Origin of the sequence: Myxococcus xanthus (assembly GCF_006402735.1) — a bacterium.
In the GTDB taxonomy this organism is placed as follows: domain Bacteria; phylum Myxococcota; class Myxococcia; order Myxococcales; family Myxococcaceae; genus Myxococcus; species Myxococcus xanthus_A.
Genome location: NZ_CP017174.1, coordinates 2090192 through 2110132 on the forward strand (window position 1 = coordinate 2090192; position 19941 = coordinate 2110132).

Sequence of the window (19941 nt, forward strand, 5' to 3'; positions counted from 1 at the left end):
GCGGGTGAGCATGAAGGCGAGTCCGAGGTCCGAGAAGGGCCTCGCGCTCGCTGGCGAAGGAGCTGCGACCTCTGGTGCGGTCCCGCTCATGCGTTAGCGGTCGCGCGCAGCGCCGCGAGGAATTGCTGCACGACTGGCGAGTCCGCTTGGCCGTCGTACACAAATTCGACGTCGAAGCGGCCGTCGAGTTCGTCAAGCGGGACCAGCCGCACCGTGCGCGGGCACGTAGGTGAAGTGCTTTCCGGCACGAACGCGTAGCCCATTCCGGCTGCGACGAGCCCGATCAGCGTCGGGATGTCGCTGCCGACCTGCGCGATGCGCGGCGTGAAGCCGGCCCGCCGACACTGCTCGAGCAAGAACCGGTGATGCGCGGCGGACCGTAGTGGGTCGAACCAGACGAACGGCGCGCCTGCGAGTTCGGCCAGTTGACGGGGCGCGCGGAAGCGCTGGCCCGGCGTGGACAGCATCGCGAGCACGAACCGGTCGCGCAGCAGCCGCATGCCTGACAGATGCGGCGCCTCGTCCTGCCGCCACGCCATGATGCCGCCATCGAGCTCGCCGCGTGCGATCGCAGTCGCCTGCTCGGCCGACAGCAATGGCCTGATCGACAGCATTACGTCCGGGCAGGCGTTCCGGAAGGCCTTGAGAACGTTCGACACCACCGGCAACGGGAAATAGTTCGGCAGCACGCCGAGACGCAGCTCGCCGAGGTGGCCGGCCGCGCTGCGCAGCGCACGTTCGCGGCTGCCCTGCAGCTCGGCGAGCAGGCGCGTAGCGTCCTGCAGGAAGCTCGCGCCGGCCGCTGTGAGCGCGATGCCCGTCGAGCGGCGGATCAACAGCGGGGTGCCGATCGCCTCCTCAAGCTCGCGGATCTGCCGGGAAAGCGCGGGTTGCACAATCCCGACTGCGCGGGCGCCGGCCATCATGCTGCCGGCTTCAGCGACCGCCACGAAGTATCGCAGATGGCGCAATTCGACCTGTCGCATGCGGTGCCTGTCCGTTCCGTCGATATACCTAGGAAGCATAGCGTACTACATTGAATAGTATTGGGAAGTATGGATGGCGCAATCTAGGTTGGCCAGCGTCATTACAACTGTCCGCGCGTCGCGGACGTTTGTCGCACTTCTTCACATGCCACTCCATATCCAGACGCCCTACGTCCGTTCGCAAGCTGCGTCCCGCCGGTTCGGCAAAGACGTCCTGTTCAAGATCGAGGCGATGCAGCCGTCCGGCTCGTTCAAACTGCGCGGCGTCGGTGCGGTATGCGACGCGCGGCGTGCAGCAGGCGCCCGTCGTTTCGTGTCGTCGTCGGGCGGGAACGCAGGCATTGCGGTGGCCTATTCCGGTCGCGAACTCGGCGTGCCCGTGCTCGTCGTTGTTCCGGAGAGCACGTCCGCGCGCGCGCGTGACCTGATCCGTCTCGAAGGCGCCGAGTTGATCGTCCACGGCGCGTCTTGGGCAGAGGCGAACACGTTTGCGCAATCCGTGATCGGCTCGCACGACGCGTTCGTGCATCCATTCGACGACCCAGTACTGTGGCAGGGCCATGCAACGATGATCGACGAGATGGCGGCAGCCGGACCGAAGCCAGACGCAGTCGTGCTGGCGGTTGGCGGTGGTGGGTTGCTGTGCGGCGTGCTTGAAGGGTTGGCGCGCAACGGCTGGTGCGATGTGCCGGTCGTCGCGGCCGAGACCCAAGGCGCAGACTGCTATGCGCGTTCGGTTGCGCAGGGGCGGCCAGTCGAATTGTCAGAGATTACGAGCCTTGCCACGTCGCTCGGCGCGAAGCGGCCTTGCGACGCGGCGGTTGAGTGGGCGACGCGCCATGCGGTCGATAACATTGTTGTGTCCGATGAGGCAGCCGTGGCGGCCTCACTGCGGTTTCTCGATGAACACCGGATTCTGGTGGAGCCCGCGTGCGGGGCCGCACTGGCCGCGCTCGACGCGGGGTCGTCGGCGCTTGCCGCAGCGTCACGCATCGCGGTGATCGTCTGTGGTGGCGTCACGGCGACGGTTGAGCATCTGCAGGCATTGAGCAGCCGGGAGCGATGACTGCGGGTAGAACGCAACGCCACGGAGATTGCTCCGCGATACCAGCCATCACATCTCGGGTGTCCACGGCACCGGGCTACTCCCAAACTGGGGGAGGGCCACGGGACCGGGCCACGCCCACTCTTGCGCGGCACGACGGATGAGCCCTCGGCTCCCCACGTCCTCGCCCAACGACCCATCTGGTTTGACGACGACAACCGCCGCCACCCTCATCGCGGATTGAAGATGATGTCACCGCGCGAATTCCCTAGTGCTAATTCCCAAGCCTGAGCTGTCCGATTTGACGGGGGCAACTCCACTTGATGTACGCACGACGGAGCGACCGGATTTTGGGTAGGCACAGGTGCCGGTGCTCTTCCTGCTCTACGGCCGGCCTCCATGGCTCAAGCTGAAGCTATCATGGCGGAGCAGTCCACATGGCCCGACGACCCATCGCGGGGGAGCGGGCTTGGCGCCTGAGCGAGGACAGACCGTGGAATTCCGATACCTCTCCGCACCCGCCTGGTCGGCGTTCAAATCCTGGCTGCTCAAGTTGCACTGCGTTCCCATCGCCCACCTCCGGCTCCTGACCGGCGGCTGTCCGGCGGAGGAGTTGCCCGCGCTCGCGAAGGAACTCAAGCGCGTGCGGGCCGACTTCAAGAAGCGCCCCAACGAGGTCTCGGCCCCTGCGGACGAGGGCCTGCGGACGGACTACGCGGCGCTCGGTGTGCCCTGGTCTGCGTGGAGCGAGGTGGCACGCGAGGTCCAGCGAGACCTGAAGCGCAAACGGTACGCGCGCTGGACGGGGGCGGATGCGCTCGAGTTCCCCGAGGGGCCTTCCGCCGAGGACCTGGTGACCGTCTTGTTGTTCGGAGGCGTGGAGCAGGCACGACCTCATCTGCTGCGCCGCGCGTCGCTCGCCGCAGGCTCGCTCGAGGCGCTGTGGTGCCGCTGGCTCGCGGGTGGGCCGCTCGAACCCGAGACGCTGCGCTCGTTCGCGGGTGCTCCGGAGCGGCTCGCCGAGCCCCTCTACACTCCAGGCATCGGGGAGGTGCTGCCGCTGTTCTTCGTCGAGCCCGACCCCGCACGCGCGGAGCGGGCGCTGGAGGTCGCCTCGGCCCAGATGGGCTCGTCCCGGTCGCCACCGTTGATGGACTTCCTGCGCTCCCTGCTCGGCCTGTGGCGTCAGGACACTTCGGTGGAGGAGGTGAGGGCGCGCTTCGATACGAGTGTCGCGATCGTCTCGCCCTCCGAGGTCGCCCAGCTGAGCGCGCCCGCCTATCTGTATGGCCGATACATCGAGGCACTCCCCCCGCACGCGCTGCTGGAACGGGTGGGCTCACGTCTCGAGCGCATCGCCGTGCCTGCCCGGGTTGCCGATGTCCAGCCCGTCATGGAGGCCCTCGCCGCGCTCGAGGAGTTGACGGCCATGGGCCTGGGCCTCCGCATGGAGCAGCGGCCCGGGAAGGTTCTCCTCTCCGCACAGGAGCCGGAGGCTGGGGGAGGGGATGAGTTCCTGTAGCGCTGCCGTATGCGATGTTCGTCATCCGGACGGACCCGACCATAACCCTTCCCGCCTCTCGCGTGCTGTGGGCTGTGATGCTGCTGTTGTCCTCACCGGCATGGGCCTGTGCCTACCCAAAATTTCGTCCCTACATCACGGCGCATCAAAACGCGCGTCATGCCGGATGCGGCAGGTCTAACGGGTGGACTGTCGAGTTGATGAGGTCGGGGCACCCAGTTCGGCCCGGCACAGGCCCGGAATCCCATGTGGTAGCGTTCGGCCATGGTGGGACTCATCATCGTGGGCGTACTCGCCGTCATGCTCGTCGTCGGACTCGTGGCCCTGCTTCGGTGGACGGTGGGGGCTGACGTACGGCGCGCAAAAGTGCTCGCGCAGGGGGAGGCAGGGACGGCGCGCATCCTCGGCTGGGAGCAGACCGAGTTCAGCCACGGGCGCAACGACGTCCTCCGCTTCTCGCTTACCATTCGTCTCCCCTCCGAGGACTCTGAGTTCCAGGCTACGGCAGACCGCCTCGTGCGGCCCCTGGAGGCGCCGCTCTTCCAAGCTGGGATGCAGCGACCGGTGCGCGTTCTTCGGGACGGTGAGCGCCTGCTGGTGGAACTCGAGTAGCGCGAGGCTCTCGTTGAGGCGGGCCCAGGGCAAGGTGCTTGGGTGCCGCAGGGGCTGCCCCGGGCGCTTGATGCTTCGCTCGACCAAGCGCTCGCATCCATCGCCCGGACGCGTGCCCTGGAGTCCATGGTGGCGGAGAGGTAGGTACTCGAATCTCAAGGCCGGGCTGAGACCTTGGTGGTTCGGACTTCGCATCGCCGGCACTCGAAATGCGACACCCACGCACCTCGCTCACTCGCCTTGACGCACTGGCGAGTCTGGCCTTGATGCACCTCATGACGCAGCGACCGAGTCTTGGGTAGGCACAGGGCAGCTCCGACACTCCAAGGAGCACCTCTCAAACGACACGCTCTTGCTGCCACGACGCAGCCGGTGTGTGAAGGGAACGTAGCCCTGCTTCAGGTACCGGGCCGCCGGGCCCGCGCCCTCCACGGCGGGCAATCGCAGCAGCGCCGGCTCCCAGTCCAAGCCGCGCAGCAGCGCGCCAAAGCGCTGCTCCGGGGGCACGCTGTGGAACGTCCAGTGCGTCAGGCTCACGAGGCGAATCCACTCGGACGGCCCCGCGCCATGAAGTCGAACGCCTCGTTCCGATATCGGCCTTCCAGCGACACCAGGTACATGTCGTTGCGACCGCCCGGGTCCGGGAGGCGTTTGGAGATGAGCGTCGCCTCCGCCTCGCCCTCGGGCACGCCGCTCGTGCTCTTGCGCACGTGCGCGTGGGCGAGGAACTCCAGTTCCGCCAACGTCGGCACCAGTGGCTCCAGCAGCCGTCGCTGGACGTCGATGACGACGGCCTCGTTCGACTCCTGCTGTCCGGGCTCCGGCGTCAGCGAAGGGACGCGCGCCGTGGCCGCAGGCATGGCCAGCAACTCGCGCAGCGTGAGCGTCCGCACCCGGGGCCGCTCCTCGCCGTTCGCGAAGTCCGACTCTCGGAACAGGAGCAGCGCCAGCCAGGACTTGTTCTCATCCGCCTGCCCGGGCAGGCGTTCCCAAGGCAGGGTGGCGCGCTGGAGGTTGATGTGGGGCAGTGCGTTGGAGTGCTGTCCACTTGACAGGATTTTCCTGGCCATTATTTTGAGAGTCGTCAAACTGTCGAAAGGTCGTGATGCGAACGCAGGAGGTCTTCAAGGCCATTTCAGACCCGACCCGGCGCAAGGTGCTCAAGCTCCTGCAGGGCGGCTCGAAGTCCGCGGGAGAGCTCGCTGAGGCGTTCGACATCACGAAGGGGTCGCTATCGCATCACTTCAACGTGCTCAAAGCGGCGGACCTGGTGCGCTGTGAGCGCCGCGGACAGCAAATCGTCTACTCCCTCAACACGACCGTGTTCGAGGACGTAGCGGCAGTCCTGCTCGACCTCTTCAAGGTCGATAAGGGGAATGGAGAGCCGTCATGAGAATCAGCCGAGCCAATGTGTTGAGTCTGGGACTCGTCATCGTGTCGTTCGCGATGACCTTCGTGCTCTACGGCCGATTGCCAGAGGCGATACCCACGCACTGGAATGCCGCGGGGGTGGTGGATAGGTATACGCCCAAGCCCTGGGGGCCCTTCGTCCTGCCGCTGGTGATGGCTGCTGTGTACCTGGTGCTGGTGGCCGTGCCACGGATTTCGCCCAGGCACTTCCGCGTGACGCGGTTCCAGGGCGTCTTCGAGGGCATCCAGGCGGTGCTGGTCGCGTTCCTCTTCTTGCTCAACGCCCTGGTCTTGCTCGCGGGCATTGGAGTGCCCGTGCCGATGGCTCGTGTGGTTCCCGCGGCCACGGGCCTGGTCCTCGTGGTCCTGGGCAACTACATGGGGAAGTTCACCAAGAATTTCTTCTGTGGAATCCGGACGCCCTGGACGCTCGCGAGCGATGAGGTCTGGCTGCGCACGCATCGCCTGGGAGGACGGCTCTTTGTCCTCGCGGGAGTCATTGTCTTCGTCTCGGGGCTCCTCGGTGGCGGTCCGGTCCCCGTGCTCGCGGCTGTCGCTGTCGCGACGGTGACCCCCATCGTCTATTCGTACGTCCTCTATCGTCGCATCGAGGGGGGCAATCGCGGACCGACAGACGGTGTGGACTCTCGTCGGTCTGCCTGAAGGAAGGGGGGGCTATGTTTCACGATATCCGTGGCACGTTGAAGAAGCTGACTCTTGGTGCATGCCTGGGTGCTGTCGCGATCACTGGCGCGGCCTGCGCGAGTTCTCCCGGGCGCGGTGGGCCGGAGCCCATCCACGTGGAGGCCACGGCCCCACGGTCCGAGGCGGTTGCTGGCGCCTCGGTGACGCCCGATGGCCGTCCTCCGTATGTGAACGGCGCGGCGTTCCGGGGTGAGGAGGTCACCGTGGGGCAGGAGCCCTTCCTGCTGAAGGGCACGTTGACGGTGCCGGTGGGGAAGGGCCCCTTCCCTGGCGTCGTGCTGGTTCACGGCTCCGGCCCGCATGACCGGGACGTGCGCTTCGGGCCCAACGCGCTATTCAAGGACCTCGCCGAGGGGCTCTCGTCGCGCGGCATCGCCGTCCTGCGTTACGACAAGCGCACCTTCCAGTACAAGGAGCCGTTCGCGAGTGGCATCTCCATTGATGATGAGGTCGTGGTGGATGCGGTCTCGGCCATGGGCGTGCTCAAGGCGCGACCGGAGGTGGATGCCGCGCGGGTCTTTGTAGTGGGGCACAGCCTGGGGGCCCTCCTGGCGCCGGAGATTGCCCTCCGCTCGGCGCCGGTCGCGGGCGCGGTTCTGCTGGCGCCACCGGGGCGTCCCATGTGGGAGCTGATTCCCGCGCAGTTGCGGTACCTGGGCGCGCCGGCAGAGCGAATCGCCGAGGTCGAGAAGGCTGCCGAGCCATTGAAGGCCAGGACGGCCAGTTCCGGGAGCTTCCTTGGCTTGCCGCTGTCGTACTGGAATGACCTGGACTCGCGCGACGGCGTCGGGATGGCTCGGAAGCTCCAGCGCCCCATCCTCATCATGCAAGGAGAGCGGGATTACCAGAGCACCGAGGAGGATTTGGCGACATGGCGGCGTGGGCTTGCCCAGGTCGACTGCGTCGACGTGGTGAGGATTCCCGGCAGCAATCACATGTTCATCCATGGGGAGGGAAGATCAGGGCCCGCGGAGTACATGATTCCCGGCCACGTGGACGCGCGAGTCGTTGAGAGGCTTTGTTCCTTCCTCCTCTCCGCGCGCGAGTGACTCGTAGCCCCTCCGCGGTGGTCGGGGCCCGGTGCTGAAGCGGAGGACTCTCGACGGCGGGCTGCCCTGTCGAAGGACATCTCGCCGCTACCCCGGCGCTCCGGCATGCGCTCACGCTGGCAGGCCAGGGCCACGGCCCAGAACTTGTCCGCGTGCCCGCGGTGGGTGCGCTCGGCGTCGAAGGACACTTTCCCGGAGGGCAGTACGCGGCGCTTGATGGAGTGAATCTGCCCGACGAGTTCGCGCTCTCGTGGCAGGGTGACGTCGCGGCGCTGGAGGCGAATCTTGAAGTCGGTGGCCTAGCGCTCCTTGGCTTCGTTGGTGAAGCTCTCCGCCACTACTTGCGGGAAGTCGCGGGCGAGATTCATTCCGATGCCGCTGCGGTCGACGGAGAGGAGGCGCCGCAGGTGGGCCTCCTGCTCGGCGAAGGGGACGCCCTCGAAGCTGCGCAACAGGGTGTCCTCGGCCCTGTGGTGGCGGTCAGCGGCGTGCAGCGTGGAGAGGAGGGCAGGTGGGCCAGGAAGTGAACGCGCGCGAGTCCGGCCGCTGGGCAGAGTGTGCTTCCGGCCGCGAGTTCTGGCCCGGACTCGTACCGCGGTGCTCGAGTGCCTGGTGACTGGTCGCCTTAACCCCACGATTCTGCGGAGTCTGCTGCGACAGGCGTGTGCTTCCGCGCGCCAGGCCGGAGCTCGACGGTGAAAGTGACCAGGCACGGCCTGGCGCGGTGAAGGTGAACGGCGAAACTGAACGCGATGGTGCCCGCGTTCACTTACCGGAGGGCGGTCTCAATCAGGGTCGGCGGGGGGCGTGACGTCCGTAGGCGGAGCCACGAGACCGTCACCCTTGGGGCTCCCGGGAGAGGCTGTGTCGAGGTCCTCGTCGTCGCTACTCACCACCTCCGCGTCCACCTCGCCGCGCTCGGCGGGTGTCGTCTCACGCGCAGCGCCCAGGGCATGTGCGTGCCGGGCCTGGAGGCCCTCCAGGGCGAAGCTGGCGTGCAGTTCCTGGCGGGAGTCAGCGCCGCCCATGGCGAACCATGGTGTTGGGGGGCGCGGCCGAAGTGCGTGGAACCTCCTCGATGCCGAGGAGGTAGTCGTCAATCGGGATTTTGGTGGCACCTTTGGGCACGGTGATGCGGCGAGCGGTCTTCACGAATTGCAGGATTCTATTCCTGTCGTGTCATCACTCCTGCCCGTACAGGTAGGTTAGTGCCGTAATGTCGCTGGAGGTGAATTCGCCAGTCGTCCCCGACGGGATGCAGGAGTTCATGAGTGACCCACCCGCCGTGGCTGAACTTGGCGTCCCTGGGATGAGGATGGCGCCCACGCTCGCGGAGCCTTCATTGACCGCACTGCCGCCACAGCTGATGCTTCGATTGTAATAGTCGGAGTGACGAAGCCCGATTACGTGGCCAAGCTCGTGGGTGATTACGTGTTCAATTGCGTCTTGGGACTCGTTTGCAAGGCTGGCTGTGACCCCGAATCGTGGAAATGGTAGGCCACCCGAAGGCGTCCCCCCAGCGCCGGCGCCGCCACCAGTGGCGGGAATGATCACGAAATCGATGGTTGCCATGCTGCTCGGAGGACAGCACTGAGGGCAATCGACGCACGGGTTGACAGGCTCGCGAATGAACTTGAATCGGAGGGATAACTCATTGAAGTTTGCTATTGCTTCGTCCAGTCCTCGGTTGAGCCTTGAGTAGGACAGTACCGAAGACGACGGCCTGATTTTGATCCACCGCAAGTTGGAGGATATCAAGTTGGTGGTGCGATATTGCTCTTGGCTGCTGCTGCCCCTTTGGAGCATCTCCCGCGATGCTTGGAGGCTTACCTCCATGTCACGCCCGACATAGACGACTCCCTCGGCCACCATGATGTCGCTGGCTGGGAATCCAGCGTCGATGAGGTTGTCGATAGTCTCCTGCGTGTCGCCTTCAGCTTCGAGCCCACCGCTGCATCCGAACATCCACGCACTACAGGCCAGTGTGAATAAGGTCGCCCTTGTGGTCATCGGTAGTTCCTTGTAATCGCTTGCGCTTGGGATTCAATGGCCCGGGATGCAGTCAGGGCACCCCAAGCCCTAGCGGAGTCTACCTCATCTTGAGTGAGGGCTGGAGGGCAGCGATTCCAAGAGGGACCTGCAGGAGGCCTCGTCTTTGGCTGTGTGTCGACTTTCGTAAAGAGAGTTGAAGCTGATGTGCTTCTGATTTGCGTGGTGCTGCTTGATGGCGATAGCCCGGAGCACTCTGCGGAACCGGGGCAACTTCACTCAAGGCGTCGCTCCTGCTGCAGCCGGGGCGCGAGCCGCCATACATGAGTCTCAGCCGGTCCATCGTGAGCCCATGGAAATGGTGCAAGCGCAACAGGGGCCGCTCCTGTTCGGGGAGCACCGCCATGGCTTTTCGGAGGGGCTCGACAAGGAACTGGCGTGCGTCTTCGCGCATCAGTGCGTACTCGGGGTCGCTCGGGGCCAACAGTCGCGCGAGTTCCTCGGGAGGCTCCGTGACGAGCTGAAGTCGCTCGTCCCGGTTCACCAACTCCCCGGAGAAGCGCGCGGCGACAATGCCCACCCAAGAGAGCAGAGGCCCTCGCCCCCTATCGCTCGCAATCCTCGGTGGCGTGTTCCCGCTGGCCACCAGCAGCCGCTCGCGCAGCACCTGCAGCACTTCCTCCAGCATGTTCGGCGGCAACCGCCCGAGCCGGGCGGGGATGTGCCGAAGAACGTGTTGCTCGAAGGCCCGGAGGGCCGAGGGCTCCTCAGTGGCGCAGGCGCACGCGAGGTACAGGTCCGCACCCTGGAGGATGCGCATCACCTCCGAGACCTTGCCCGCGGGCAGGTGCTGGGCCAGGTTCCCCACGAAGTCCTCGACCGGGAGCGAAAGCGTGGCCACGCGGTCCGGGCCGCCTCGACGTGTTGGTGCCGCAGTGCTTCGAGCCTCTCCACGGCCTCCAGCTCCGCGCGCCGCTACCGTGGCAGTTGCTCCCGCAACAGCGTCGCCAGGGACCCTGTCTGCCGTTCAGCGCTCATCGTTTCGCCTCACGTCGCTGCCAGGCCAGCACCTGGAGAAGCCCCGGCCGACCCCGGACTCCCACGGACTCCAGCCGCGTTCGGGCTTCCTCGGCCATCGCGAGCGCACGCGCCCGGTCCGGGGAGGAGCGAGTTTCCTGAAGCGCCCGGGCCAGCATGAAGGCGGTCTTGCCTGCGATTAACGGGTCTCCGGGGTGGCCCAGTTGGGTGAGTGTGCGCCAGGCACGTTCGAGCAGGGGTACGGCCTTGTCCGCTGCGCCCAGCGCCAGATGTGCTTCTCCGACACAGGTTAGGGCGTTGGCACCGTCTGCGGACTCCTGGCTCTGGACCGTCTCAGTGAGCCTCCGCGCACGCTCGCAGTATTCGAGCGCCTCCTTCGGAGCCTTGCTTGCCAGGGCCACCTCGGCCAGGGGCAGAAGCACGGACAGCGTGCCCGCCCCCCCCGAGCCTTGCGATTTCTCCATCCGCTTCAACGCGGCTAGCAGATCTCTCCGTGCCTCGGGATGGTGGCCCGACTGCAGGTGCGCATATCCCCGAATCATCAGGGGCAGGGTGGCGCGCGGTGTGTCCGAGCCCATCGAACGCTGGATACGCTTCAGCGCCTCAGTGGTGTCAATGATTGCCTTGTCGTGCTGGCCTTCGTCGCCGTGCAGCATCGCCTGCTCCACGAGCACCTGGACGACAGTGAAGTGGTCGGGTCCTCGGGCCTCCTCGAAGATGCTGCGCGCCTGCTCAAGCAGGGGCCGCGCCTCCTCCAGTCGGCCTTCGGCGCGCGTGACCACGGCGAGGTTCAAGAGCATGCTCGCGAGTACGGTGTTTTCCGGGACGGGAGCCGTCTTCTGGAGGGCCAGTGCTTTGCGCCAGAGGTCGACGGCCTCTGCGTACCGGCCCATCCTTTGGTAGGCCGTGGCGACTCTGTCATAGGAAACAATGAGGCCCGGGTTGTCGGTGCCCAGCACGTGCTTGTTCATCTCCAGAGCCTGGAGGTGGAACTCCAGCGCCTCCTTGTTGCGGCGCTGGGTCATGCGGATTCTTCCGAGCTGATGGAGGAGGTTGGCCGTGCGGAGGCTGTCCGGGCCATTCCTCCTGCGTGAGAACTCCAGGCCCTGGAGTGCCGCCTGCTCCGCCTCGGCGAGCTTGCCTTGCTGAAACCGCAGCGAAGCCAGGCGGAGGTGCAACTCCGTCGTGATGTCCGGGAAGCGCTCGTGCCCCAGCCGCTCGACAGAGGCCTGGGCATGCCGGACGAGCTTTTCCGCATCTGTGGGGCGGGACAACGATTCGCCCACCACCCAGATGAGCTCCAGCCACGCGCGCGCCACAGTCTCGTCATCACGTCCGGCCTCGGCGGCCCATAGGGCCTGGTAGAGGAAATCCTCCGCCTCCCTTGGTTTGTCGTTCTCCCCATGGTTCGTGCCGTGGACGAGGAGCACCTCCGCCGTCAGCGGCTTGTAGTCGAGCCCCTTGATTTCATCGAGGAGGGCCGATGTCACCGCGAGGCTCTCGGGATAGCGGCGGGCCACGCTGTGGGCCCGGGCCTGCGCCAGCGTGTGCCGCGCCGCGTCCACCCGGGGGCGGAGGTCGTCGGGCGGCTGAGGGCGACTGGAGAGCCCAGGCGTGTCTCGGCATCCGACGAGCCCTTCGAGGGAGGCCGTCAGCTGGTGCGCGTTCTGCACCGTCAGCGCGTCCGCCTTCTCCAGCACCTCGGTGGTGGCGGCAAGCTGCCAGAGTCGCGTGTCGAGGCACGCTGCCGTCTGCCAAGCGGTGTGGTCCGAGGTGTCACGACCTGCGGCCAGGCAGGACTCGGTCCGCAGCGAGCGCCACTGGGCGGCGTAGGCGTCCACCGTCACCGAGAGCCGCTCCCAGGCCGGAATGGCGTAGGGCGTGCCGGTGGCGATGAAGGCCGCATGCACGCGCTCGCGCCGCGCGGGGCTCCAGGCCGCCGCCAGCTTCTCCACCTCCTGCTCGCAGCGCGCCTCGCGCCTCTGTGTCACCCCATAGGTCGCGAGGATCCCCAGCAGGCCTGTCGCCATCGCCGCCACCCACGTGAGAATCCTTCGGTGCGGCGGTGGAGCGAGGGCCGCCAGCAGGGATTGCATGGAGGGGAAGCGCTCCTCGGGCCTGGCGTTGAGCCCCCGGAGGACCGCGCGTCGAACCCGGGGCGGGGCTTTCACCTCGCGTTTCGGGGGGCTCAGCCTCCCTTGCTGTGCGGCATGGACCAGCTCCTTCAGCGTCTCGCCCTGGAAGGGGCGCGCGCCGAACAGGGCCTCGTAGAGCGCCACGCAGAAGCTGAACTCGTCGGAGCGGGCATCCGCGCGCTGGCCTTGCACCAACTCCGGCGCGAGGTAGGCGGGAGTGCCCATGAGCTGGCCCGTCCGGGTCAGGCTCCTCAAGGAAGCGACTGGAGCCTTGTCGTCCTCGCGGAGCGGAGCGCCCTCCTCCTGATGGAGCTGTCCGGCGATGCCGAAGTCCGTCACGAAGACGCGGCCTTGTTTGCCCAGGAGGGTGTTGGCGGGCTTGAAGTCGCGGTGCACGAGGCCCGCGGCGTGAGCGGCGGCGAGGCCCTTGCCAGCTTCGAGAAAGACCCGGAGCACCTCCTTCCAGGGACGAGGCTCCTGCATCCACTCCGCGAGGGTGATTCCCTCGACGAGTTCCATGGCCAGGAAGACCGCGTCTCCATGGGTGCCCACGTCATAGAGGGTGACGACATTTGGGTGCGCGAGCCGGGCGAGCGCCTGGGCCTCACGCAGCAGCCGCTGCTGCAGTTCATCTCGTTGGCGTCCTTCGGGGCGAAGCATCTTGAGGGCCACCCGGCGGCCCAGCTCCGGGTCATCCGCCGCGTAGACGACGCCCATCGCTCCGGAGCCGATGCGCTCTCGCACCACGTACCGGGCGACCCGCGTGCCAGGCAGCAAGGGCTGGAATGGCGCCTCCAGGGGGACTGTCGGAGCACTGGATAGAGCCCGAGAGCCCTCTCCCGCGGCCAGGACCCACCGACAGTCCGCACAGCTCTCCACATGTGCCAGGACGTGGGTCCGGTGCTCCTCGGAAAGCAGCCCCGCGAGAAAGTCAGTCAGCGTCGCTTCTTGGGGACAAGACTGCATGGGGGAGGACTCCGCAACGCGTTCCGGTTCTCCAAAGATAGCAGAGGGAGGGGAACTCGATTGCGCGTGCGGGCATGCCGCAGGGGAGATTTTTGGGACGGAGGTTGGCCCATTCCCTCTTTCTCTACGATTGCATGGGCAGTCCTGTGTTGATTGGCACACGGAGCGCAGATGAGTCTCAGTCAGTTGTTGACTTCCAAGAGGAGCTCTCAACGCTCCGTTGGTCCTGCGCGGGCGAACGCCTGTCTTGTGGCTGCGCGGTCCGCCGTGTGCGGCAAATGACCCTCAAGACCGTGGCCAAGGCCTTCTGCGGAGGATGGGCGGCGCTGCGGGCCTGTCCCATGCTCGGCGCCTTGCCGTCACTCGAATGAAGTTTGTCCATTCCGATGCTGGGCTGTGAATTCTAGTCAAGAGGGGGATGTTCCATGGGCACTGTCGCACCCGCGAGTGGTTCTGGAGTTCCGAAAGTAGACCCCGCTGAGGAGCGGCGCAAAGCGGAGGCGGACCGACAGAAGGCGGCGGCAGCGGAGCTCGCCGCCAAAGGCAAGATCAAGGCGGCGGAGAATGCCCGGAAAGCCGTGCCGCAGGCCCGGCGTGCTTCGGATACCGCGCGACAACAGAAGGTCGACGCGGACACTGCCGCCAAGGCCGCGCGCAAGGCCGCGCGGGAGCCAGGGCAGACACCCTCGGAGATGAAGAAGTCCAAGGAGTCCTCCGACACCGCGGAGAAGAACCGCACGGAGGCCTCCGAGCGGTCAACGATTGCGGACAAGAAGCTTCAGGAGGCCGAGGAAAAGGCAGCCCTTGCCGCGAAGAGCGCCGAGGAGTCCATGCGCAAGGCGAACGCGCTGGCCGCCCAGGAATGCAAGAAGCCACCTTTCAGTCAGGCGGACATCGACAAGGTCAAGCCGACGAAGAATGAACTCGACTCGGCCTTCGAGGGTACGAATCGCAAGGCGGACCTGGAGAAGCTCCTAGGCTTCGCGCCCCCTCCGCCGCGGGAAGTCGCGCGGAAGCCCGAGAAGGGCGAGTCGCCTCCGCCGCGGCTTGACGCGGTGGATGCCAAGGACGCGAAGGTCGCCTTCAATGTAGACGATGGGCAGACGTACACCGACCCGTCCTCCGGCACCCGGTACCAGGTGAGGAAGAACGCCACCACGGGCGAGACACTGCTCTCCGACGCGGCGAGCGGCAGCAGCGTCACCATCAAGCCGGACGGCAGTTACACGTCCACAGTGACGTCGAAGGAGTCGACGAAGTCAGGCGGCACGCGCGAGACGACGTGGACAAAGTCCTCTGATGCGGAGGGACAGCCCACGGGGCTGGAGTCGCGCAAGAGCCAGACGGAGCAGCAGGCGGAAACCGGGTCCACCACGACGACGTCCACGATGACGTACGACACCACGCGCTCTCCGCCGAGGCCGCTGTCGCGCACCGAAGAGGCGCGAATGGAGATGCCCCCGGCGGCGCTCGCGAGTCAGAAGGGTGTGCCGCAGGGGCCGGCGACGGTGAAGACGGAGACGCAGTTCAACGCCCAGGGCCTGCCGACGAAGCAGGTGAAGACGACGCAGGTGCAGACGCCGGGCTTCAGGGCGGGAGATGTGAGCGCCTTCGAGGCGGGTCAGGGCGCCGCGTTCCAGAGTGCTTCCAAGGGGGAGGACCACTACAGGACGAACAACCCTCCTGCCTCGCTCAAGCCGGGCGAGTCGAGCCTCACGATAACGGAGGAAACCCGCTTCAACGCGAAGGGCGAGCCTGCCGTCGCCAGGCGGAAGACGGAGTCAGTGGCCACGCAGGCGTTGAAGTCGGACAAGAATGGCAACGGCGTGCAGGTGGTGCGCAGCCAGCAGGAGGTGACGCGCGGGCCGGCGAGCGCCGATTCTACGGATGCGCTGCCGGCCGTCTCCTCCAGGACGCCTGGGGTTGTGAACCAACGCACCACGGTGACGGGGTATGACCCGGATGGTTCTCGATTCGGAGAGGGCCATGCCAGCCGAACGCAGACGGTGTCCCAGTCCTCGGGCACGGTGGATGCGAACGGGCAGCGTCGGATGCGTCATCAGCCCACCGAGGTGAAGAGCCTCCACGAAGCCAGCGACAATCGGTGGCGGTATGACCACGTCGACTTCGACGTGGGCGCTGACGGCAAGGTGGTTCCGGGCCAGCAGCCCCGGCAACTCGACAAGGAGCGCCAACTCCCCTGGTACGAGGACGCGAAGGGGTTCGTTGCCGACGAGCTGAAGGCCCTGGCGGACACGGCCGGCGACGTCGCGGATGCCGCCTCCGACTTCGTGACGGCGCCGCTGGAAGAGGCGCTGACGGACGAAATCAAGAAGCTCAACAGTGCCGGGGACTCGGTGTCGCTGAGCGGCAACCTGGACGTCAAGGTGGGGCTGAAGGGGGGAATCTCGGGTGAGGCCGCCATCGAGCGGACCGAGGATGGCAAGTACCAGTTGTCGGCGGAGGTGACGGCGGACGTGGGCGTGGGCCTGCTGGGCTCGGCGTCGGTGGGAGCCGGTGGCCGCATGGAGTGGAAGTTCAACACACCGGAGGACGCCGCGAAGGCGGCCCTCACCCTGGGCAAGGGGCCCTCGGCGCTGACTCCAGGGAGCGAGGACCACGCGTTCCTCAGAGACCACCTGACCGCATTGGAGGTGAACGTCAGCGGTGAGGTGGAGGGAGGAGTCAAGTTCAAGGCTGGTACGGGAAATGTCGATCTGTCAGCCAGCTTGGGGGCGACGGGGGGCCTGCGCGTGGAGTTCGACAAGGGAAAGCCGACGCACCTGGTGAAGACGGTGGAGTTCGAGGGCACGGGCGCTGCGGGAGTGGCCACGGGGCTCAAGGGCAAGGCGGACCTCAACGTGGGCGGAGAGGTCAGCGGCTCGGTGAGCATCGAGACGAAGACACCACTGGATGCGAGCAAGCTGGGCGGCAAGGACGTGCTGTCGTTCCTGACGGGCGCCAAGAGTGATGCGCTCGCGGGGCCCTCGGAGACGAGCATCACTGTGGAAGGCTCGGTGGATACAGGCGACCAGGGCCAGTACTTCACGGCGGAGGTGAGTGGGCTGTCCGACAAGGAAGTGCAGTCGGTGACGGACAAGTTGAAGGCCGGCAAGTTCGAGAACGCCTTCGACGACCTGAAGAAGGACGCGAAGGTCACCAAGGGGACCTTCAAGGACCGCGAAGTCGGATTGGGGGCGAAGCTGGTGGTGGTGGACTTCGAGCTCAATGCGCGGCACCGCGACGTGACGGCGGAGGGTGGTGGTGGCGGGAATGGAAGCACCACCGTCAGTCTTGGCAGCGGGAAGCGGCGTGGGGGCAGCGACGGGCCGTCGGGAGGCAATGACGCGACAGGAGGCCCCAATCGCTCGACGGGCAATGAAGCGACAGGCGGAACCGGGCCGTCCTCGAAGACGCCTGGAAAAACCTCGGCGGAAGGAAATGGGCAGCCCGGCTCGACAGATGGGGCGGAGCCGCCCGCTCCGTCACCTGGAAACACGACGACGAACCGGGAGCCGCCCCCCCAGTACCGGGTGAATCCCGCGACGGGGCAGTTCATGACAGTGCCGCGCCAGGATGGGGGGGCCTCGCGTGCTGGTCAGCCCGAGAAGCCAGGCACCCCGCGGCCCAGCGCCGAGAGTCGTCCTGTCCTTACGGAGGAGCAGGGCGGGACGAGCCCCACATCCGGACGTCGTTCCGTGCCGGTCGTGAGGAACCCCGAGCTTCCCGGACGCACCACGCATGTGCGCTACGACGGCGGGAAGGTCCGCATTGAGGCGGGGCCGGACGCGACGCCTGAGGACATCCAGGCACACATGGAGACGGCCCATGTCCTCCAGCGATACGAGGGGGCCGTCGGTAAGGTGCGCCAGCTCCTCGACAAGGTGAGGCAGGTTATCACCGGCATGCCAGGCTACGGCAGCCAGGGATTCGAGTCACGGCTGGAGGTGCAGAAGCTCTCCAACATCCTCAAGAGCCTAGAGGCCACCCAGACGCAACTCGACCAGACCATCAAGGGGGCTACGAACAGCGCCACGCCCGCGACGGAGGCGCAGCGTAAGGACCTGGAGAATCGCATTGCGAGCGTGGAGTCCCAACTCCGCGACCACGCGGCACAGGTGGATTCGCTGGCCAAGGGCAATGGCATCGTCGCTGAACGGGACGACCATGTGCCTCCCACGACTGTGAAGGGAGAGCCGCTTCCTGACGCTGTTCAGCGGGCGGTGAACACCGCTTGGGGCAAACTAACCAATTCGGAGGACCGCCAGCGCTTGAAATCCTTGCTCGATAGCGCTGTGTTCGATGAGTTGGGTATGGAGAAGCAGGAGGCCCTCCTCCACGTCGTGGGGGGGACGAATCCGCAGCTTTCACAGCCTATTCGTCAGGTGTTGTTTGAGAGAATTGATGAAGGTCTGCTGGAGTTGAGTGAAATTAATAATGAGGAGGAGCGAGCCGCGCTGTTCCTGCAATCTGTTCCGCGTGCCGGCGAGCTCGTGTCGGGCATGCCCCAATACGTCCCCACAGCGGATGGACCTTACGATAAGCGGCGTATAGATGTGACTCCGAGAAATCTGGACGTGGGCTTTGAGCACAAAGATCATATCCCGACAAAGTACGAGGTTCGCGTCGACGGAAAGCCGATTCGGGTGATGATGCATCATGAGCCTAAAGAATTGCTAGAGGGAATGGGGCTTCCCAGTGTCGAGCAGGTTGCCAAGGCGATTGCTGCGTTGCCGGCATGGGCTCGTTACTCCTTGAGGGAAGTCCACATAGAGAGGAAGCCACATAAGTCGGATGCACTGAAAGGTGCTGATCCGAATCGAGTGACGTTCATGGCTGCCGATGACAAGGGAATCGTCACAGTCCATCCCACTCCAGATTGGCCGAAGGACGAAAAACAGCTCCAGAATCACATTGATGGCACCATGGTTCACGAGCTGGCACACACGGTTTCCAAGCGAGCTTGGCCGAGAAAAGTGGACTGGAATGACTGGATACGGGCGATGGGTAACGACGCCATGAGTCCTTCCCACTACCCAATAAGAAAAAAGAGTGAAAGCATCGAGAAGGCGATGCAGGAGGACTTCAGCGAGGCGGTCATGCTCTATGACCAAGTTCGTAACAATTCAAAGTACACAGAGGAACTGCGCGTCCTGATGCCGGAACGATTCGGCCTGCTCGACAAGTTCTTCAAGGAGTTCTTCGAAGCGCGGCCGTCTCTGAATCATGACTACGAATGAGCCAGGAGCTTTCCAACCATCGGAGGCGGAGGTTCATCCCTTCGTCGCCGCGACCTCCTCCCACAGGCTATCACCTTCGAGCACCGCGCTCAGTGGTACTCGGCGTTCCTCCACGCCTCAATGGTCACGTGAAAACCGGCCGAAGAGGGTCCCTTCAAAACCGGCCAAAGGGAGAGGACCGAGACAGGAGGACTCCTACCCCGCGGACTCGGAGGTCCGCAACTCCCTGGCCCCCTTGGTGCGCCAGCTGCGGGGACCGAATTGGACGACGTGGGCATGGTGCAGCAGACGGTCGAGCATGGCGGCCACGGCGGCGTTGTCGCCCAGGAGCTTCCCCCAGTCCTCCACTGGCCGGTTGGAGGTGATGAGGGTGGAGGCCTTCTCGTAGCGGCGCATGATGAGCTCGAGCAGGTCCTCGGCGGCGGTGGCCGGCAGCTTGCGCATGCCGAGGTCATCGATGACGAGCAGAGGCGCGCCGGTGAGCGCATCGAGCTTCTGGCGTCGGGTGCCTTCGAGGCTTGCTTCGGCGAGCTCCTCGAGCAGGTGGTGCGCCTCGCGGTAGAGGACGCGATGGCCCTGGGACTGGATGACGGCGCGGCCGAGGGCCTGGGCGATGTGACTCTTGCCGGTGCCTGGAGGGCCGAGGAAGAGTGCGTCCTCGCGCCGCTCCACGAAGCCGCCGGTGGCCAGCTCGAAGACGAGGCGGCGATTCATCTTCTTGTTGAAGTCGAAGCCGTCGAGCGTCTTGCCCGCGTCGCGGAAGGCGCCCTGCTTGAGGCGGCGTTGGATGAAGCTGTCGCTTCTGCGAGTCAACTCGTCGTTGACGAGGGCGGAGAGGAAGTCGAGCGGAGCGAGCTTCTCGGTTTTCGCCTGGAGGATGCGGGCCTCGACGGCCTGGGCCCACCATCCGCTTCACCATCTGCGCCTTGAATGCATCCGTGTACGACACTGCGTCCTGCCTGCTCTCGCACCCAAGGCGTTGTCAGCTCGGCACGTCAGCCGAGGCGACTCCTTCCCTGACACAGGGGGCTCAGCTGGGGGCTCGCGTATGCACCACGGCCCCGTTTGTCTTCGCTGCGGTGGCGCTCCTCCTGCTCGGCGTGGCGCTGCTCGCGCACTGGCTGCCGGTCCCACGCGCCTCGCGCGTGGGCGTGATGACAGTACTTCGCTCAGAGGCCAGAAGCATCGTGAGCTGATGCAGAAGCAGGCGGCTTGATCATGACCGGCTTGGTGTCTCAACAGTC

General features: G+C 65.8%; 15 protein-coding genes and 1 pseudogene. 8 read left to right on the plus strand and 8 right to left on the minus strand.

All coding sequences use genetic code 11. The features are described from left to right. Nucleotides 1-86: 86 nt before the first annotated feature. Nucleotides 87-986, minus strand: a complete 900-nt coding sequence (locus BHS09_RS08795; RefSeq protein ID WP_140797664.1) for a LysR family transcriptional regulator — start codon at nt 984-986, stop codon at nt 87-89. 88 nt (nt 987-1074) lie between these two features. Here BHS09_RS08795 and BHS09_RS08800 point away from each other — a divergent pair, with 88 nt between their 5' ends. The 3 genes from BHS09_RS08800 (at nt 1075) to BHS09_RS08810 (ending at nt 4165) form a co-directional block, all read left to right on the plus strand. Beyond that, on the plus strand, nt 1075-2052 hold the full coding sequence (locus tag BHS09_RS08800; RefSeq protein ID WP_237080248.1) for a pyridoxal-phosphate dependent enzyme: 978 nt from the start codon (nt 1075-1077) through the stop codon (nt 2050-2052). Between the two features lie 472 nt (nt 2053-2524). Then, nucleotides 2525-3553: a hypothetical protein gene (locus tag BHS09_RS08805; protein ID WP_140797665.1), complete on the plus strand. Its 1029-nt coding sequence runs from the start codon at nt 2525-2527 to the stop codon at nt 3551-3553. Nucleotides 3554-3817: 264 nt separating this feature from the next. After that, the gene (locus tag BHS09_RS08810) at nt 3818-4165 is read left to right on the plus strand and encodes a hypothetical protein (protein ID WP_140797666.1); all 348 of its coding nucleotides are present in this window, start codon (nt 3818-3820) and stop codon (nt 4163-4165) included. A 273-nt stretch (nt 4166-4438) separates the two neighbouring features. Here BHS09_RS08810 and BHS09_RS08815 read toward each other — a convergent pair whose 3' ends face one another. Continuing rightward, nucleotides 4439-4702, minus strand: a complete 264-nt coding sequence (locus BHS09_RS08815) for a hypothetical protein (protein ID WP_140788936.1) — start codon at nt 4700-4702, stop codon at nt 4439-4441. After that, on the minus strand, nt 4699-5235 hold the full coding sequence (locus BHS09_RS08820; protein ID WP_140788937.1) for a hypothetical protein: 537 nt from the start codon (nt 5233-5235) through the stop codon (nt 4699-4701). Before BHS09_RS08820 ends, BHS09_RS08815 begins: the two co-directional genes overlap by 4 nt. Nucleotides 5236-5270: 35 nt before the next feature. On the opposite strand from BHS09_RS08820, the gene BHS09_RS08825 reads away from it, so the two are divergent. The 4 genes from BHS09_RS08825 to BHS09_RS38825 all read left to right on the plus strand — a co-directional run bounded on the left by BHS09_RS08825 (nt 5271) and on the right by BHS09_RS38825 (nt 7856). Then, nucleotides 5271-5558 carry an autorepressor SdpR family transcription factor gene (locus BHS09_RS08825; RefSeq protein ID WP_020479202.1) on the plus strand — a complete coding sequence of 96 codons (288 nt, stop codon included), beginning with the start codon at nt 5271-5273 and terminating at the stop codon, nt 5556-5558. Continuing rightward, a complete protein-coding gene (locus BHS09_RS08830; protein ID WP_140788938.1) occupies nt 5555-6238 on the plus strand; it encodes an SdpI family protein in 684 nt (227 codons plus the stop codon). The genes BHS09_RS08825 and BHS09_RS08830 overlap by 4 nt, the downstream gene beginning before the upstream one ends. Before the next feature lie 14 nt (nt 6239-6252). Beyond that, nucleotides 6253-7329 (plus strand): alpha/beta hydrolase family protein, encoded by a 1077-nt coding sequence (locus tag BHS09_RS08835; RefSeq protein ID WP_237080249.1) that lies wholly within the window; start codon nt 6253-6255, stop codon nt 7327-7329. 152 nt (nt 7330-7481) lie between these two features. Beyond that, nucleotides 7482-7856 (plus strand): hypothetical protein, encoded by a 375-nt coding sequence (locus BHS09_RS38825; protein WP_174260513.1) that lies wholly within the window; start codon nt 7482-7484, stop codon nt 7854-7856. Nucleotides 7857-8114: 258 nt separating this feature from the next. On the opposite strand, the gene BHS09_RS08845 is transcribed toward BHS09_RS38825, so the two are convergent. From BHS09_RS08845 to BHS09_RS08860, 4 genes are all read right to left on the minus strand, one after another. Beyond that, a complete protein-coding gene (locus BHS09_RS08845) occupies nt 8115-8357 on the minus strand; it encodes a hypothetical protein (RefSeq protein ID WP_237078154.1) in 243 nt (80 codons plus the stop codon). A 154-nt stretch (nt 8358-8511) separates the two neighbouring features. Then, nucleotides 8512-9339: a M57 family metalloprotease gene (locus BHS09_RS08850; protein ID WP_140797667.1), complete on the minus strand. Its 828-nt coding sequence runs from the start codon at nt 9337-9339 to the stop codon at nt 8512-8514. A gap of 79 nt (nt 9340-9418) precedes the next feature. Continuing rightward, entirely contained in the window at nt 9419-10219 is an 801-nt protein-coding gene (locus BHS09_RS08855; protein WP_237078155.1) for an RNA polymerase subunit sigma-70, read from the minus strand. Nucleotides 10220-10352: 133 nt separating this feature from the next. Beyond that, on the minus strand, nt 10353-13457 hold the full coding sequence (locus BHS09_RS08860; protein ID WP_174259226.1) for a protein kinase domain-containing protein: 3105 nt from the start codon (nt 13455-13457) through the stop codon (nt 10353-10355). Between the two features lie 425 nt (nt 13458-13882). Here BHS09_RS08860 and BHS09_RS38995 point away from each other — a divergent pair, with 425 nt between their 5' ends. Further along, nucleotides 13883-18697, plus strand: a complete 4815-nt coding sequence (locus tag BHS09_RS38995) for a hypothetical protein (RefSeq protein WP_201800551.1) — start codon at nt 13883-13885, stop codon at nt 18695-18697. Between the two features lie 195 nt (nt 18698-18892). Here the strand turns inward: BHS09_RS38995 and istB are convergent. Further along, a pseudogene (gene istB, locus BHS09_RS08870) lies at nt 18893-19585 on the minus strand (IS21-like element helper ATPase IstB); the annotation flags it as partial. Between the last annotated feature and the right edge of the window lie 356 nt (nt 19586-19941).